We start from the raw sequence: 16,873 nt of genomic DNA, 5'->3' as shown, positions 1-16,873 counted from the left end.
CGGCGGGCCCGCCGACCACGACCGGGACGCCTACGACGGCGTGGTGCACTCCCTCGTCGCCTCCGGCTTCGCCGTCGCCCGCGTCAACTACCGCGGCTCCACCGGCTACGGACCGCGCTGGCGCGGGGCGTTCGGCGCCGGTGTCGGCCTCACCCAGGTCGACGATCTGGTGGCGGTCCGCGCCGATCTGATCGGCCGCGGGCTGGTGCGCCCCGACGCCGTCGGGCTGTGGGGCACCTCCTGGGGCGGCTATCTCGTCCTGCTCGCCCTCGGTGTCCGGCCGGAGCTGTGGCAGGCGGGCGTCGCGGTCAAGCCCGTCGCCGACAGCGTGGCCGCGTACCGCACCACCACACCGGCCCTGCGCGCCCTGGACGAGCGGCTGTTCGGCGGCTCGCCGGACGAGGTCCCGGAACGGTACGCGCGCAGCTCGCCCGTACGGTACGCGGACCGGGTGCGGGCACCGCTGCTCGTCGTCGCCGCCACCCGTGACGCCAAGTGCCCGCCGGGCCAGGTGCGCGGCTATCTCGCCGCGCTCCGCGCCGCCGGCGCGCGCCACGAGTCGATGTGGCTGGACACCGGTCACGACGGTTACGAGGGCGTCGACCATGTCGCCGTACTGCGCCGCGCCATGGTTTTCCTCGACCGCGAACTGCGCCCGCGCGAGCGCGCGCCCGAGCGCGACCGTACCCCCGCGCCGGACCGTTCCCCCGCGCCCGAGCGCGCCCCCAAGACGCCTCCCTCCGGCCGGAGGGAGGATCCCGCCCGCGTCCGTAACGGACCAGCGGCCGGGACCACGGAACACGTCATGGAGAGGAGAAGGACTCATGGAGAAGGACATCATCAACAACGACCCGCTCGCGGGTGACGAGGAGAACCGGAAGCCGGGCATCGGCATCACGGTCACCGTTCCGTTCCGCAACGCCGAGGACGGCGAAGAGGACTAGTCCCGCGACGGGGCCGACCCGGTCGGCCCGTCGGACCGGCTCGACCCGTTCGACCAGTTCTCGTCGGCCGGCCCGGCGGTCTCGCGCCGCCGGGCCGGCCGTTCTCCTGAAGACGGCCGTTCCCGAGGAGCTCAAGTGCGCGTACTGCTGGTCAATATGCCCTGGTCGCCCATCGATCTTCCGTCGCTGGCGCTGGGAATACTCAAGCGCAGTGTCGACGAACACGTGCCCGGCGCCACCGCCGAGGTCCTGCACGCCAATCTCGAATTCACGGACTGGATCACCCGCCGTACCGAATTCACCGCCGAGGACTACGAGTACTACGCGCTGTCCTCCTACTTCATGGGCTGCGGGGACTGGGTCTTCTCCTCCGCGCTGTACGACGACCCCACCTGGCGCGACGACGAGTTCACGGCGTCGATGAGCGGCCGGCTGCGCAAGTCCCGGCTGCGGATGACCCGTGAACTCCACCGTGAGGTACCGGCCTTCGTGGAACGGATCGCCCGGCGCATCGTGGAGTACGCGCCCGATGTCGTCGGTTTCACCTCCACCTTCCAGCAGAACACCGCGGCCCTGGCCGCCGCGCGGCACGTCAAGCGGCTCGCGCCGCACATCGTCACCGTCATGGGCGGTGCCAACTGCGACGCGGAACAGGGCGCGGCCGTCCACCGCAACTTCCCCTTCGTGGACCATGTGATCCGCGGCGAAGGAGAGGCGGCCTTCCCGCAGCTGCTGAAGGCGCTCGGCGACCCGCCCGACTCCTCCGGCGCGCGGCCCGCCCTCGGCGCCATATCCGGGCTCTGCCACCGTGACGCGGACGGCACCAGCGTGGTCAACGCGATGGCCACGGCTCCGCTGCCGCCCGCCACCATCCTGCCGCCCGACTACAGCGGTTACTTCGAGCGGCTGGCCTCCTCCGTGGCCCGCAACTGGGTCGAGCCCAAACTCGTGGTCGAGGGTGCCAGGGGCTGCTGGTGGGGCGAGAAGCACCACTGCACGTTCTGCGGGCTCAACGGCTCCTTCATGCAGTTCCGCAGCAAGAGCCCCGACACCTTCTACGACGAGATCATGGATCTCGCCCGCCGCCACCGGGTCCTGGACATGTACGTGGTCGACAACATCCTGGACATGGGCTATCTCTCCACCGTGCTGCCCCGGGTCATCGAGAGCGGTTACGACCTGCGGCTGCACATCGAGATCAAGGCCAACATGCGCCGGGCCCAGCTCCGTACGCTCGCCGACGCGGGACTGATCTATGTGCAGCCGGGCATCGAGAGCCTGAACAACCGGGTCCTCGATCTGATGGACAAGGGCGTCAGCGGCTGCCAGAACGTGCGGATGCTCCGCGACGGCGCGGAGACCGGACTGTCGGTGTCCTGGAACTATCTGCACGGCTTCCCCGGCGAGACCGCCGAGGACTACGACCCGGTGATCGCGCAGATACCGGCGCTGGAGCATCTCAATCCGCCGGTCGACCTCTCGGCCAGGATCGCGATCGAGCGGTTCAGCCCGTACTTCAACCGTCCCGAACTCGGCTTCTCCGGACTGCGGCCCGAGGCGCACTACCGCTTCACCTACGACCTGCCGGAGGAGGAGCTGTACGACCTCGCCTATGTCTTCGAGGCACCGGAGCGCGGGATCGGCGAACCGACGGTGTCCGCGCTCAACGACGCGCTCGCCGCGTGGAAGAAGCACCATGTCGAGGCCCGGCTGACGCAGGCCGACCTCGGTGACCGGATCGTGCTGGTCAGCAGGCGGCGCGCGTTCGCGTGGCGGGCGATGGAGCTGACGGACCCGTACGAGCTGGTGCTGTTCCGCCTGCTCGACCAGCCGCACACGCCGGCGGCCCTGACCCGCAAGGCGGCGGGCCGGCTGCCGGGCGCGGCGCGGGAGGAGGACGAGGTCATGGCGGTGCTCGACCGCTGGCTCGCGCTCGGGCTGCTGTTCACGGACGGCGGGCAGTACGTGCATGTCGCGCCGTCGGCGGTCAACGAGGACCTGCTGCGGCTGGACTTCATGCGGCACATGCACACCGCCGGGGTGGAGGGTCCGCGGGCCGAGGGCCCGTCGGGCGGGGAGCCGCCGGCCGCCGCAGACCGGGCCGCCGTCCCCGTGTCCGTATGACGCCCCCGCGCGACGCCCCCGTATGACCTGCCCGTACGGCGGCTCCCCGCGGCGATTCCCCCAGCGAGCCCCGCGGAGATCCGCACGGCGACCCCCGCTGCGATCGCCGCGGAGATCCGCACGGCGTGACCGAACGACGTATCCGCGCGACCGATCCGGCGCGATCGGAAGACCAGGAGGACCAGTCCGATGAGCCCGACCCTCACCGTCACCGCCTGGCGGGACTACGACCTCGATGCCTGTGCCCTGCCCGGTATGTTCCTCGGCGACATCGGGCTGACCGGTCCCGTCGACCAGGAGTGCGACCGTCTCTGGGACCTGGGCGCGCGCCGGGTGCGCGTGCCCGGCGTCGTGGACCTCACCGCCACCACCGGCTCGGCCGCCCAGGCCGCCCACGCCGTCCAGGCCCTCAGCGTCATCAGGGACCTGACGGCCCGTGCCGTACTCGTCGAGTGGAGTCTGCGTCTGGACCCGCGGGACGAGGAGACCTCCCTCGTCCTCGGCCATCTCCAGCCGCCGCAACGGATCGAGGGCCCGGCCCCGGCCGCCGCCGACGAGGCGCTGCGCGTCTGGCGCGGCACCCACTACCTCGGCAAGTGCCTCTGGCGGCAGGGGCCGGGCTTCGTCCAGATCCGGGACCGCCGCTGGGGCGATCTGCGCCGGTTCACCGCGGACGAGCCGCACTACCGGGAGGCGATCGGGCGCCTGGCGTACGGCGGCGCCGCCGCCTCCGTGGCGCCGGACGCGCTCGCCGAGTTCCACCAGGAACGGCTGGTGCTCCAGGTCGGCGAGCTGGAGTGGTGGCTCCCGTACCGCGTCAACCGCTGGGTCCAGGAGGCGATGGCCATCTGAGGCGCGGGCCGGTTCCCGGCCCGGAAGGGCGCGTTCCGCCATTGTTTCGCGTTTCGCGAAAGTCCAGGTCAGAGGTGATGGGCGACATATCTGGAACGTCATCGTTCAGTCCGTTTTCAATGACGTAGAGATCAAAGATATGAAACATCTGGGTTTCATTACCCAATAAAGATGGTTGAGATGTGAACGTTTGCCCGGCTCTCGATCAATCGATGGATCGCGTCCTCGGACGCGCCGCGCGTGGACGGCTGTCGTCCGCGTGCTCGAAAGTGAGGTCAGGCACTCGTGGACATACCAAGACCCATGCGGACGGCGCGGCTGCGTCCGCTCGCCGCCGGCGTCGCGGGACTGATGGCGCTGAGCGCGCTGTCGGTGCTCGGGGCGCCGGTCGCCTCCGCCGCGACGGACTCCGGCTCACCCGTCCCGGCCGACTCGTCCGTGGTCCGCTCGGGGGACGGATGGACCGTCTCCCGGGCCGCCGGCGGATATGTCGTGTCGCTGGAGCTGGACACGCCTCTTCCCGTCAAGGACGACGCGCCCGAACTCGTCGCGGACGGCACGGACCTGGGTCCGGCCGCGGAGTCCGCGGACGGGCGCACCCTGACGGTGACGACCGCCGACGACTCGGTGGCCGCGGCCGAGGAGATCAGCTGGCAGTGGTCCAGCGGCGGCGACAGCACCGCCACCGGTCCCACCGGTCTGCTGTCGGCCTCGGCCCAGGCCAAGGCGCGCAAGCTCACCGAGTCCAAGGCGCTCGTGGAGGACGGGGGCACGGACACGACGGCCGACGACCCCACCACCATCGGCAAGGGCTCGTACACGATCGCCGACTACAACTTCGGCGCCCAGTCGATAGCGCTCACCGACATCGGCGGAATCCGCGGCGAGTTCCAGGGCCGTATCTATCTGCCCACCGACGGCGGGCCGCATCCGGTCGCCGTCTTCCTGCACGGCCGCCACAGCTCCTGTTACAACCTCACGACCCTGCGCGGCGCGAGCGGCTGGCCCTGCGCGGCGGGCACCGCTCCGATCCTCAGCTACGCCGGTTACGACGCCGCCGCCGAGGCGCTGGCGGCCGACGGTGTGACGGTGGTGTCGATATCGGCGAACGCCATCAACGCCAACGACAACCAGCTCTCGCCGGACAACGGCGCGGTCAGCCGGGGCCGGCTCGTCCTGGACACCCTGGCCATGCTGAAGAAGGCCAACGCGGGCGAGCCCGTCGTCCAGCACGACGCGGTGACCGACCAGGACGTCACGCTGGAGCAGGCGCTGACCGCCGGCCGGGCCACTTACCCGGACTCCACGGTGACCGCCTCCCAGCTCGTCGGCACCATGGACTTCGGCTCGATCGGGCTGATGGGCCACTCGCGCGGCGGCGAGGGCGTCGTCTCCGCCGGAGCCCTCAACGCGGCCCTGCCCGACCCGTGGCGGATCAAGTCCGTACTGCCGCTGGCGCCGGTGGACTTCACCCGCACCACGCTGCCCGACGTGATCACGACCACGCTGCTGCCGTACTGCGACGGAGACGTCTCCGACCAGCAGGGCCAGCACTTCTACGCGGACTCGCGGGACGCGTTCCCGGACGATGTGCTGCGGTCCAACTTCTGGGTGATGGGCGCGGACCACAACTTCTTCAATTCGCAGTGGACACCGCCCTCCCCGGGCGGTTCCGACGACTGGTCGAACACCGCCGACCCGGTGTGCGGTACGAGCACGGCCGCGCTGGCCTCCGGCAAGAACCTCCGGATCACGGCCCAGCAGCAGTACGAGCTGGGCGCCGCGTACATATCCGGGTTCTTCGAGGCGACCCTGCGCGGCCGGACCCAGTTCGCGGGCTACTTCGACGGCTCGCAGCTCACCCCGCCGTCGGTGGCCGCCTTCGCGGACGTCCGCACGGTGGCGCAGCAGCCCTCCTCGGCCCGCCGTGACATCACCTCGTTCAAGAAGACCAGCCCGCTGATCGGCACCACCCCGACGGCCACGGCGGTGATCTGTGCCGGCAAGTCGGGACGGACGGCTCCGCAGCCGTATCCGCTCTGCACCAACCCGGGCAGCACACTCTCCAACCAGCAGCTGCCGCACTGGACTCCGGCCTCGTTCGCGCCGAATGTACCGCTGAACGTCATGACGCATCTGACCTGGACGGCGACGACCGGCGCGCTCGGTGTGACGCTTCCCTCCGCCCAGCAGAACGTGTCCGGCTACGACCGGATGACCGTGCACATGTCGCCCGACGAGAGCGTCGTCACGGGCACCGACATGACGCTGAGCGTCGCCGACTCCGCCGGGCACGTGTGGAGCAGCCCGGTCTCCGCCCTCAATCCCTGGGGCGTCACCAGGATGCCGGCCAGCGGCGCGACACAGCTCGGCAAGATCGTCCTTCAGCAGGTGGCGGTCCCGACCGCGACCCTGGCCGGGGCCGGTCTCGATCTGAGGCACATCGCCAAGGTCACCTTCACCGGAGCGGCCGGCGCCGACGCCACCGCGGCCGGCGGTGTCTATCTCTCGGATCTCGTCTTCGAGAACACGAGCCTGGGGACGCCGAGTCCGCAGGGCCGTCCCGCCGTCGACATCGTGTCGACCAGGACCGAGGAGGGCAACGGCCCGGGTGCCGCCCAGGCCGCGGTCGTTCTCTCGCGGGCCAGTGCCGCACCGGTCACCGCCTATGTCACGGTGGTCGGTTCGGCGACCGGCAAGGTCGGGCTCGCCGTGCAGAAGGTCACCTTCGCGCCCGGTACGACCTGTCAGGTGGCCGACATCCCGGCGTCCGGCGACACCGCCGCCGGGGCGGCGCCCACCACCGCCTACAAGATCGGCGTCTCCAACTCCACCAACGCGGTGCTCGGCAGCGGCGACTTCGGCACCATCACGGTGCGCGAGGACGATGGCCTGACCGGCACGGCGGCGCCCGCGCCCGTGGTCGGTGTCCAGGGCGACGTCTGCGCCGAGTACGCGGCCCTCTCCCGGCCGGGCGCGCTGACCGTCAGCGACGCCAGGCCCGAGCCGGGCGCCACGGTCGCGGTCACCGGGAGCGGCTACCGTGACGGCGAGAGCGTGGCGTTCACGCTCGGCTCCGACATACTCGGCAGCGCGGTCGCGGCGGCCGACGGCACGGTGTCCTTCCAGGCCGCCGTCCCGGCCGGCCGGCCCTACGGCAGCGCCACGATCAGCGCGGTCGGCGCGGGCTCCGGCTACACGGCGACGGCGGGCGTGGAGGTCCTCGCGACCACCACGACGGCGCTCGCCCTCGCCCCGGCCGCACCCGGGATCAGCCAGGCGGTCACGCTCACGGCGACGGTCACGGGCGCGGGCTCCGACGGCGGAACGGTCACCTTCCGGGACGGCGCCACCGTCCTCGGCACGGCCGAGGCCACGGGCGGAACGGCGTCCCTGCGGATTCCGGCCGGCTTCAAGGCCGGGACCCACACCTTCACCGCGGGCTTCGGCGGCACCGCGTCGGCCGACACCTCGGCCTCCGACCCGGTGCAGCTCGTCCTCACCAAGGGCCGCAGCGCCATCGCCATGGCGCTGACGGTCAAGTCGGTGAGCTACGGTCACGCGGTCTCCGGCGTCTTCTCGGTGGCCGGAGCGACCGGCGGCTCGGTGAAGGTCTCGTACGGGACCGGATCGCTGACGGCCAAGGTCGGTCCGTCGGGAGCGGGCACGTTCAAGCTGCCCGCGTCGCTCGCCGTCGGCGCGCACACCGTGTCCGTGCAGTATCTGGGCACCGACTTCGTGGAGCCCAGCGGAGTCGCCTCGCAGAAGCTCACGGTCGTCAAGGCGAGGACGACGACGGCGCTGACGCTCTCCAGAACCACGCTGGCACGGGGGAAGTCCGAGTCGGTCAAGGTCTCGGTGAGCGGCCACAGCGGCGCCGCGTATCCGACCGGCACGATCACGGTGACGGCGAAGGCCGGAGGGAAGACGACCACCACCAAGGTCACGCTGACGGCCGCGAAGAAGGGCGTGATCGGCTTCTCGGTCAAGCTGCCGAACGTGAACGGCACGGCGACGGTCACCGCCGTGTACGCGGGAGACAAGAACTTCTCCGGCAGCACCTCGCCCAGGAAGCAGGTGAAGCTGACCTGACGCGAGCCGGTGCGACGGCCCGACGCGGGGCCGTCGCCCGGGACGCCGCTCACTGAAGCGTGTGTGGGACGGGTGGCGTGCGGGACGGGTGGGGGGAGGAGCCGGTGGGCGCCTCCCCCCGCTTCCGCGTCATGCCCGGCGCATCGGCCGGAGGGTCCCGGCGCCGGGCACTGTTGCCCACCCCCGTGGGGCAGCGGCGCCCAGCGCCCGTGTGCCGGGCGCGGCCGGGGAACGGCCTTGAGGTGCTGCGCCAGCCTTCTCGATCCTGCGCCCTGCATCGCGGATAAGTCAACTAAAGTTGATTGCTGGATGGATAGTTGACAGTGATTCACGGTCCGACGAGCCCCAGGCCCTGTCCGGTCGCCACGATCGTGTAATCCGGTGCGACGGCAAGATCCCCGCCGACGGCCGAAGAGTCCTATGATCCGGTGCCATGGCCACCGATTCTCCACGCTCCGAGGCGTCGGCTCTTCGACCAGGCGAAGGGGATGAGCCGACGGGCTCCCTGGACTTCGCGGCTCGCTTCCGGCGCGTGATCTCGGTGATCTACCCGAAGGATCTGGGCCGTCCCTGGCGCGACTCGGAGATCGCCGAGGGCACCGGCCTGAGCGGCACCTACATCGGGAATCTCCGCAAGGGCACCCAGAAGCCCAGTCTGGAGAACGCGGTGAAGATCGCCAAGTTCTTCGGCGTACCGCTGAACTACTTCAGCGACTCCGCCACCGCCCGGGCCGTGGAGCGTGATCTGCGGAAGATAGAGGCGCTGCGGGACGCCCGGGTGGAGCGGATCGCGATGCGGGCGGCCGGACTGCCTCCGGAGATGCAGGACGCCGCCCTGACGGTGGTGGAACAACTGCGCAAGGCGGTCGGACTGCCCGATGCCCCTGAGGGCGCCGAGGCTTCCGGTCCCTCAGGGGCTTCCGGACCCACCGGGTCCTCCGGGGCTCCCGGGGTCTCCGGGGCTCCGGAAGCGTGACCGAGTACCAGCAAACGCCGCTGGGGCACTGGCGGCCGGCTGATGGGAACGACGTGCGAGATCTTGGACGTACCCGGCGGCGGATGCGGGCCATGGTCAGACAGCTCGATCTGCCGGAGATGAGCACGGTGGAGGAGCTCTGCGCCGCGGTCGCCGAACGGGCGGGCCGGCCCGTACGGCTGGTGCCGCGGCGGATGCGGCTGGGCGAGCCGTCCGGCTTCGTGGAGCGCCGGGCGGACGCCGATGTGATCCATTTCGAGCAGGAGACCTCGGGCCTGCACCAGGCCCACATCATCTGCCATGAACTCGCGCATCTGCTGTGCGGGCATCTCGCCGAGCCCCCCGACCCGGATGAGACCGCCGCCGAGGTCGAACTGCCCACCATCGACGCCGACATGATCCGGCTGGTGCTCGGCCGTTCCCACTACGATGGCGCGGCGGAGGAGGAGGCGGAGATCCTGGGGGCCGAGCTGACGCGCACGCTGGTACTCGCGCCCGGCGCCGGGACCACCTCGCAACTGGCACCCGCGCTGGAACACCGTAAAGGGCAGCATGTCTGACGTAACGGGCGCATCCGCCACAGCCGTGTCCGGCGTGTCCGAGGCACCGTTCGTGTCCGAGGCGCCGTTCAACATCGTCTATCTCGGTATCGGCACGGTGGCCTGGATCGTGGCCGGACTGAAGATCCGGGCCTGGCGGCGGGACCCGTCGCCGGGACTGCTCGTGGTCGCGCTGACGATCGCGGCTCCCTCCACCGCGTTCGTGCTCGCGGCCCCGGTGCTCTACCGGCTGGTCGACCGGGTCGCGCACCGCGGCAATCTGGCGACGCTGCTGGTCTATCTCGGCATCACGTGCTTCTCCGCGGGCGCCGTGGTGCTGGCCCGCATGTGGACACCGCCGAAGGAGCGTGCCGACGACCGGGTGTGGGACGCGGCGGGCGCGGACACCTGGCGTCAGGTGCGCGGGCGGCTCGCGGTGTTCGCCGTGCTGGTGCCGGTGATGACCGTCCTGTTCCTCACCGGCGGAGCCGGCGGCCCGGAGACTCCGCTCACCTTCGACACCACCTTCGCGACGATCCCCGCGATCGCGCTCTTCCTCGTCCTCTACCAGGCCCTGTTCGGCTTCGCCCTGCTCGACATCAGCCGGGTCTGTCTCGGGCACGCCTCCCGGCTGCCGCACGGACCGCTGCGCCGCGGCATCCGGCTGATCGCCGTCGGCGGGCTCGTGGCCTGCGGCTATGTCGTGTGCAAACTGATCGCGATCGGGGCGGCCTTCGCGGAGACCGGCGGTACGGAGTGGCTGAGCACGGCCCTCGGCCCGGTGTTCGCCGCGCTCGGGGCCATGCTCATCACGGCGGGGTTCGCCGGGCCCGCCGTCGCCGCCTGGCGGCACCGGCGCCGCGACTACCAGGCCCTGCGCCCGCTGTGGGACCTGGCCTACCGGGCGGACGAGCGCCTCGCCCTGGAGGAGCCCGCCTCGCCCTGGACCGAGCGGCTGGCGTTCCGGGACCTGGAGTGGCGTACGGCCAGGCGCGGCCTGGAGATACGCGACGGCCAGCTGACGCTGCGGCCCTGGGTCGATCCGGCCGTGGTCACCGCCGCCACCGAGGCGGCGGAACGGGCCGGGCTGGACGAGGCGGACCGCGCGGCCCTGATCGTCGCCGCCGCGCTCCGGTTCGCCGTCGACGCGCTCAACGCCGGGGTTCCGCCGCGCCCGCGCGAGGACCAGGTCCCGCTGCCGGGACTGGACGCGGAACCGGCCGAGGAACGGGCGCATCTCGTACGGGTCGCTCAGCGGCTCCACGCACCGCTGACCGGCGAGGCGCTGGCCGTCGCCACCGCAGCGGGATGACCGCGAGCACGCGTGGCACGCACCACGCCTACGCGCGGCTCGTCCTGGAGACGATGCCGGAGGAGTCCCGCCTCGGACTCACCCTGGGTTTCATCCGTACCTTCGGCATCCCGGACATCGCCCGCGTGCTGCACGGCACGGGCCGTATGACCGGCGAGCCGCGCGCCCGCGCCAAGGCGACCGGCGTCGCCATGTTCACCTTGATCGGACAAGGGCTGGAGAGCCCGGAGGGGCGCCGGACCGTCGACGCGCTGCGCCGGATCCACGACCGGCCGGACATCACGCCCGAGCTGATGCACTACGTCCTGGCCTGCTTCACCGTATGCCCGCTGCGGTTCATCGACACGCACGGCCACCGGCCGGTCGCGGAGGAGGAACGGAAGGCCGCGTACGCCTTCCACCTCGGCCTGTCCGACGCCCTGGACCTCCCCGGCCTTCCGGGCGGCGCAGGTCCGGGCGGCGGCGGTCCGGGCGGCGGCGGTCCGGACGGCGGTGATCTGGACGGGGTGGAGCGCTGGATGCGGGACTACGAGGTCCGCCACTTCGCGCCCACCGAGGAGGCCCGCGCACTCTGGCACTCCGCCAGCCACGGCCTCCTGGCCGCCAGACTCCCGTCCGCCCTGGCCCCACTGGCCCCGGCGGTCGCCGCGTCCCTGCTCGACGCTCCTCTCGGCAGAGCCCTCCGGGTCCGCCGCCCGCCGGCCCCGGTCCGAGCCCTGGTGATCCACGCCCTGCGCTCCCGGGCGCGGGACCGGGCCCGGACCGGCCGGGGCACCGGATGAGCCACGGGCCACGGGTCACGGCCCGACCGGCCGGAAGCGGGCCCGGCGTGGTGACAGCGGGAGGGGCCCGGAGCCGGCCGGTTCCGGGCACCGCGCGGAGGCCCGGGGAGTGTGCGCCACGTCCCGGACCGTCAGATCGTCGCCGTGTCGATCACGAAGCGGTAGCGCACGTCGCTGTCCAGGACCCGCTCGTACGCCTCGTTGATCTCGCTCGCGCCGATCAGCTCGATCTCCGCGCCCAGGCCGTGCTCGGCGCAGAAGTCCAGCATCTCCTGGGTCTCCCGGATGCCGCCGATGCCCGAGCCCGCGAGCGTCCTGCGGCCGTTCAGGAGGGAGAACAGGTTGAGCGAGACGGGCTCCTCGGGAGCGCCCACGTTCACGAGCGCGCCGTCCGTCCTGAGCAGGGACAGGTACGCGTCGAGCTGAAGCGGTGCGGAGACCGTCGAGAGGATGATGTCGAAGGTGCCCCTCAGCTTCTCGAAGGTCGTCGCGTCAGCGGTCGCGTAGTAGTGGTCGGCGCCCAGCCGCAGGCCGTCGTCCTTCTTGCGGAGCGACTGGCTGAGCACGGTCACCTCGGCGCCGAGCGCGTGCGCGATCTTGACGCCCATGTGGCCGAGGCCGCCCATCCCGACGACCGCGACCTTCTTGCCGGGACCGGCGTTCCAGTGCCGCAGCGGTGAGTACGTCGTGATCCCCGCGCACAGCAGGGGCGCCGCGACATCGAGGGAGAGGCCGTCCGGGATGCGGACGGTGAAGTTCTCGTCGACGACGATCCGGTGGGAGTAGCCGCCGTAGGTGGGCTCGCCGTTCTTGTCGAGCGCGTTGTACGTGAGGGTGTTGCCCCGGAGGCAGTACTGCTCCAGACCGGCCCGGCAGTTCTCGCACTCACGGCAGGAGTCGACCATGCAGCCGACGCCCACCCGGTCGCCCACGGCGAACCTGGTGACGCCCGGACCGGTCTCGGCGACGACACCGGCGATCTCGTGGCCCGGAACCATGGGGAAGACGCTGCTGCCCCAGCCGTCATGGACCTGATGGATGTCGGAGTGGCAGATCCCGGCGAACTTGATGTCGATCAGGACGTCGAATTCGCCCACCGGGCGGCGTTCGACGGTGGTGCGCTCCAGCGGAGCCTTGGCGGCGGGAGCGGCGTATGCGGCAACGGTGGTCATGCCCGAGGTCTCCTGGAAAGTCTTCGTGCCCGCGACCGTGTTGTCCCGGGCACGCTCCCCAGGCTCGCTCGCACAACCGCGTTTGCCCAGGTCACCGCTTTGCGTACGTCCAGCGGTCGTACTACTGACGGGAGCAGGCTGATACACGTAGGACCAGGAATACTGGAGACATGGACGATCAGACGATCCCCTCCCGGCCCGGCGCCCCGTCCGGGTCCGGCGGTCCCACCGGGGCCGGAGCCGCGTCCGGCGCCGCGTCCGGCGCGGCGTCCGGGGCCGGTGCTCCCGCCGGGTCCGCGGCCCCGTCCGGGTCGCGCGCGGCGGAACCGCTCGACCGGCGGGCCGAGCTGGTCGAATTCCTGCGCACCCGGCGCGCCAGGCTCAAGCCGGAGGACGTGGGGCTGCCCGACGTCGGCCGGCACCGGCGCGTACCGGGCCTGCGGCGCGAGGAGCTGGCCCAGCTCGCCGGAGTGTCCGTGGCGTACTACATCCGGCTCGAGCAGGGCAACGGGCGCAATGTGTCCAGCGAGGTGCTCGACTCGATCGCCCGCGCCCTGCGGCTCACCGACGCCGAGCACGGCCATCTCGTCCATCTCGCGAGCCCCAGGCCCCAGAAGAAGCGGCAGGCGTCCGCCCGCCCCCAGCACGTACGCGGCGCGCTGCGCACGCTCCTGGACTCGCTGGAGGGCGTACCCGCCTACATCGGCGGCCGGCGCTCCGAGATCCTCGCCTGGAACCGGATGGCCGCGGCGCTCTTCGAGGACTGGGGAGAGCTGCCGGTCCGTGAGCGCAACTGGGCGCGGCTGGTCTTCCTCTCACCCGCCTACCGCGAACTGTTCGTGGAGTGGGACTCCAAGGCGACCGACATGGTCAGCTATCTGCGGCTCGACGCGGGCTGCCATCCGGACGACCCGGAGCTGTCGGCGCTGGTCGGGGAGCTGTCCGTGAAGAGTGAGGTGTTCCGGCGGCTGTGGGCCACGCATGACGTGAAGGAGAAGGGCCACGGCGTCAAGCACATGCGGCACCCGCTGGTCGGCGACCTGACACTCTCGTACGAGACCCTGCAACTGCCGGACGACCCCGAGCAGTCCCTCGTCGTCTACCACGCCGAACCGGGCTCCCCCTCCGCCGATGCCCTGCGCCTGCTGGCGAGCTGGGGCCCGGACGCCGCCCACCCGGAACGTACGACGCGGGCCTGAAGGCGGCCCCCCCGCCCCCCCCGCACCGGAGCGCCGGTCCGGGACCGTCAGCGGGCCGCGGCGGCCAGGGAGAGCAGGAGGTGGGCCGACTCGGGGTGGAAGTAGTCCGAGTGGGCTCCCGCGAATCCGAGCGTGCTGCGGTAGTGGCGGCTCGCGTTCACATTGATGATCCTGGCCGGGGGATCGGGGAACTCGTACGGGACGGTCGTGGGCCGCAGCAGCGTCGTGTGGACCGGGCCCGCCGCCTGTGTCGTGCCGCGGAAGCCCACGGCGTTCGCTCCGCCCTCGGCCAGCCGGTGCCAGCGGCCCAGCGCGCGGTCGCGCGGACTGAACGTCAACGCGATCGGCGCGTTGAGCAGGTTCAGCTCCAGCAGCGCCGAGAACGGCGGCCGGGCGAAGGCATCGGCCGGCACAGCCATTTGAAAGACCGTCAGACTGTCCACGGTCCACGGGTAGTTCTTGTCGTGCCAGGGCCAGGACAGGGTGTCCGGACCGCCGTCCAGCAGGCGCGCGCTCGTGTCCATGATGGCGGTGGAGAGGAACCGGCCGCCGAAGGAGTGGCCCACGCAGTGCAGATACTGCCCGTGGATGTTCCGCAGGATGTCCGGGCCGCGATCGGGCAGTGTACGGCGGTCGTTGAGATATCCGAGCAGCCCGGCGAGCACCCGGCCGGCCCGCCCTTCGCGCGACACGGCGGCGGCCCGGTCCCTGACGGTGCTGTAGCCGCCGAACGACGGCCAGCGTACGCAGATGTAGTGCGGCCGGAATCCGTCGAGTTCCGGATACCGCGCGGGCTGCCTCTCGTACAGCTCCGTGAGCAGTTCGAAGAGCCGCCCGGCGGAGTCGCGGGACCGTCTCTTCGTGGTGCGCCAGCCGTGCACGTACACGAAGATGTCCGTCGCGCCCTCGTCCAGATGAAGGCGCTCCTCCAGCACGGCGGTCATGTCGTCGCGGGGGACGACCGCGCCACCGCCGGGGTCGAGCAGATTCCCCCGCTCGTCCAGATCCAGCAGGTCCACCAGGGGTCTCATCGATTTCCCGCCTTCGCCGCGACGGCCCTCGCCGGAGCGGATTCCGTGGCGTCCGCTTCCGTGGCGGCGGCCTCCACGGAAGCGGCCTCCGCCGTGACAGCCTTCGCCGGATCCGCCGCTATGTGATTGTCCAACCCGCGCAGGAGCGTGAACGCCAGCCCGAGCGGGGTCGCCTGCTCGTCGAGATAGTGCCGCGCGAGACTCCGCGCGATCGGCGCCACCCGGGTGCCCGGGGTGAAGAACGCCTCGAAGAAGCGGCAGGCGTAGTCGCTCGCGAACTTCCTGGGAATGTCGATCTGCGGTCCGACGAGACAGCCGACGCCCAGGTTCAGCAGCGCCAGCCCGAGCCCCTCGTGCAGCGCGGGTGTCGCCCTGCCGCCCGCGCAGACCATCATGAAGCAGAGCGGGCTGGCCATGCGCTCGTTCCGTTCGCCGCGCCAGTACTCGAAATCGGAGGAGCGGATCGGTTCGTCGTCACTGAGGACGACCCGGGCCTCGACCGGACCGTTCGCGTCGAAGGTGAGCGCGCTGCCGTGCCCGGCGAAGAGCAGCACGTGCTCATTCACGCCGGGATCGCAGAACGCCTCTTCCACCTCGTCCTTGCGGGTGCGCAGCGCGACGTCGGAGTGCCGCTCCATCAGGCCGTGGACGCTGTCGATGACCGCCGGGGTCTCCCCGGCCTTCTGGATACGGGTGTCGAAGTGCAGCCCGGACCGCAGCTCGTCCCCGTCCTCGTTGATCACATGGCGGTACCCCTCGGCGTGCCCGGTGCTGTGCTCGATCAGATGCGTGTAGCCGAGAAAACCGCCGGGCTCCCACTTCGCGTCCCTGCTGTTGAGTCTCGTCGCCGGATCCGGTGGGAGGTAGAGCATTCCCCAGGGGACGAAGACATCCGCGGAGTGGACCGTGATGACCTGTTCGCCCTGGCGCAGGGCGCCCTTCAGGGATTCCCATAATCTCTTCAGGCCGTCGTCGCCCTCGGTGAAGAGGAATTGCAGCAGCTTGTGGCCCGCCTTGGCCAGTTTGAGCCCGACGGGCCGCAGCAGTTCCTGGGCGGTCGCGGCGCCGAAGGAATCGACCGGAAGGAATTCGTAGTAGTACGAGTTACGGGTTTCCGGGATCCGGTACCGCACCACACCGTCGAACCAGCAGGACAGCGCCGTCCGGACCGCGGCGGCGATCTCCGAGGGCTTGCGGCGCATCGTCCCGCGCCACTCGCCGTTCCCGTCGTAGGGGACGGCGTCGCCGTGCATGCGTACGGTGAAGGTGTCGGGTGCGCTGTTGCGTGTTTCGAAGAACAGATGGATGGTCCGGTTGGCGACCCCGCCGTTGGACCTCGGTACCTCGCGGTAGTTGTCGAATCCGTCGAATCCGGTGCTGAAGGATATGTCCCGCGTCATCGTGAGGGTTCCAGGTCCTCCGTGTCGAGGGCGGGCAGTTCGGCGGTGATCTCCTGGATCACGGCACCGTCGACACGGCGCAGGACATCGATGAAGAGCTTGACCGGCGCGGTGGAGGTGGGGGTGATACGGAAGTCACCCGGCGTGGTTCCGCGCGCGTCCGTCAGACGCAGATGCATGAGCGAGGGACTCACCTCGGCCGACGAGGCGTCCATGCGGACGGTGATGTCCACGGGGTGCTCGTCCGTCGCGTCGGTGGCCGGATCGGGCTCCCAGGGCTCGTCGAGCGGCTGGAGATCGAAGGTGAGCGTGATCTCGGCGCCGGGACGGGTGGGCAGCGCGTCGTCGGGGACCCGTAGACGGGCCCGATGCCCGCGCTTGCGGGGCCGGTCGGCGCCGGGCGGACGGCGGGTGCCGGTCGGGGTGCCGCCGTCGGGAGGGGTGCCGGAG

Annotated in this window: 13 protein-coding genes; 9 read left to right on the top strand and 4 right to left on the bottom strand. The window is 71.2% G+C overall.

Annotation, left to right across the window (positions count from 1 at the left end; genetic code table 11):
- The 8 genes from BFF77_RS18795 to BFF77_RS18760 all read left to right on the top strand — a co-directional run.
- Positions 1–865: alpha/beta hydrolase family protein (locus BFF77_RS18795; protein WP_169922684.1), on the top strand; the 865-nt coding region annotated here is incomplete at its 5' end.
- A gap of 214 nt (positions 866–1,079) precedes the next feature.
- Positions 1,080–3,068, top strand: coding sequence for a RiPP maturation radical SAM C-methyltransferase (locus BFF77_RS18790; RefSeq protein ID WP_066951091.1), 1,989 nt, complete (start codon positions 1,080–1,082; stop codon positions 3,066–3,068).
- A gap of 189 nt (positions 3,069–3,257) precedes the next feature.
- Positions 3,258–3,920 carry a DUF5825 family protein gene (locus BFF77_RS18785; protein ID WP_066951089.1) on the top strand — a complete coding sequence of 221 codons (663 nt, stop codon included), beginning with the start codon at positions 3,258–3,260 and terminating at the stop codon, positions 3,918–3,920.
- A gap of 303 nt (positions 3,921–4,223) precedes the next feature.
- A complete protein-coding gene (locus BFF77_RS18780) occupies positions 4,224–8,012 on the top strand; it encodes an Ig-like domain-containing protein (RefSeq protein WP_066951087.1) in 3,789 nt (1,262 codons plus the stop codon).
- A gap of 433 nt (positions 8,013–8,445) precedes the next feature.
- Positions 8,446–8,988, top strand: coding sequence for a helix-turn-helix domain-containing protein (locus BFF77_RS18775; RefSeq protein ID WP_079125287.1), 543 nt, complete (start codon positions 8,446–8,448; stop codon positions 8,986–8,988).
- Positions 8,989–9,071: 83 nt separating this feature from the next.
- Positions 9,072–9,548: a hypothetical protein gene (locus tag BFF77_RS18770; protein WP_211280264.1), complete on the top strand. Its 477-nt coding sequence runs from the start codon at positions 9,072–9,074 to the stop codon at positions 9,546–9,548.
- Positions 9,549–9,582: 34 nt separating this feature from the next.
- A complete protein-coding gene (locus BFF77_RS18765) occupies positions 9,583–10,839 on the top strand; it encodes an MAB_1171c family putative transporter (protein WP_141698464.1) in 1,257 nt (418 codons plus the stop codon).
- Positions 10,836–11,621, top strand: a complete 786-nt coding sequence (locus BFF77_RS18760; RefSeq protein WP_079125286.1) for an oxygenase MpaB family protein — start codon at positions 10,836–10,838, stop codon at positions 11,619–11,621. The genes BFF77_RS18765 and BFF77_RS18760 overlap by 4 nt, the downstream gene beginning before the upstream one ends.
- Positions 11,622–11,752: 131 nt before the next feature.
- Here the strand turns inward: BFF77_RS18760 and BFF77_RS18755 are convergent, their stop codons facing one another.
- Positions 11,753–12,793: an NAD(P)-dependent alcohol dehydrogenase gene (locus BFF77_RS18755; RefSeq protein ID WP_066951075.1), complete on the bottom strand. Its 1,041-nt coding sequence runs from the start codon at positions 12,791–12,793 to the stop codon at positions 11,753–11,755.
- Positions 12,794–12,963: 170 nt separating this feature from the next.
- On the opposite strand from BFF77_RS18755, the gene BFF77_RS18750 reads away from it, so the two are divergent.
- Complete coding sequence (locus tag BFF77_RS18750) at positions 12,964–13,992, top strand: helix-turn-helix domain-containing protein (protein WP_079125285.1); 1,029 nt, start codon at positions 12,964–12,966, stop codon at positions 13,990–13,992.
- Between the two features lie 47 nt (positions 13,993–14,039).
- Here the strand turns inward: BFF77_RS18750 and BFF77_RS18745 are convergent, their stop codons facing one another.
- From BFF77_RS18745 to BFF77_RS35700, 3 genes are all read right to left on the bottom strand, one after another.
- Positions 14,040–15,023 (bottom strand): hypothetical protein, encoded by a 984-nt coding sequence (locus BFF77_RS18745; RefSeq protein ID WP_066951073.1) that lies wholly within the window; start codon positions 15,021–15,023, stop codon positions 14,040–14,042.
- Entirely contained in the window at positions 15,020–16,423 is a 1,404-nt protein-coding gene (locus BFF77_RS18740; protein WP_066951070.1) for a hypothetical protein, read from the bottom strand. The genes BFF77_RS18745 and BFF77_RS18740 overlap by 4 nt, the downstream gene beginning before the upstream one ends.
- A partial coding sequence (locus BFF77_RS35700) for a hypothetical protein (protein WP_211280263.1) occupies positions 16,420–16,873 on the bottom strand: 454 nt, incomplete at its 5' end. The genes BFF77_RS18740 and BFF77_RS35700, both read right to left, overlap by 4 nt.

This window comes from Streptomyces lushanensis (assembly GCF_001700515.1).
Taxonomy (GTDB): Bacteria; Actinomycetota; Actinomycetes; order Streptomycetales; family Streptomycetaceae; genus Streptomyces; species Streptomyces lushanensis.
Note: the sequence above shows the minus strand (reverse complement) of the source record. Positions and strands in the feature narration are given on the sequence as shown.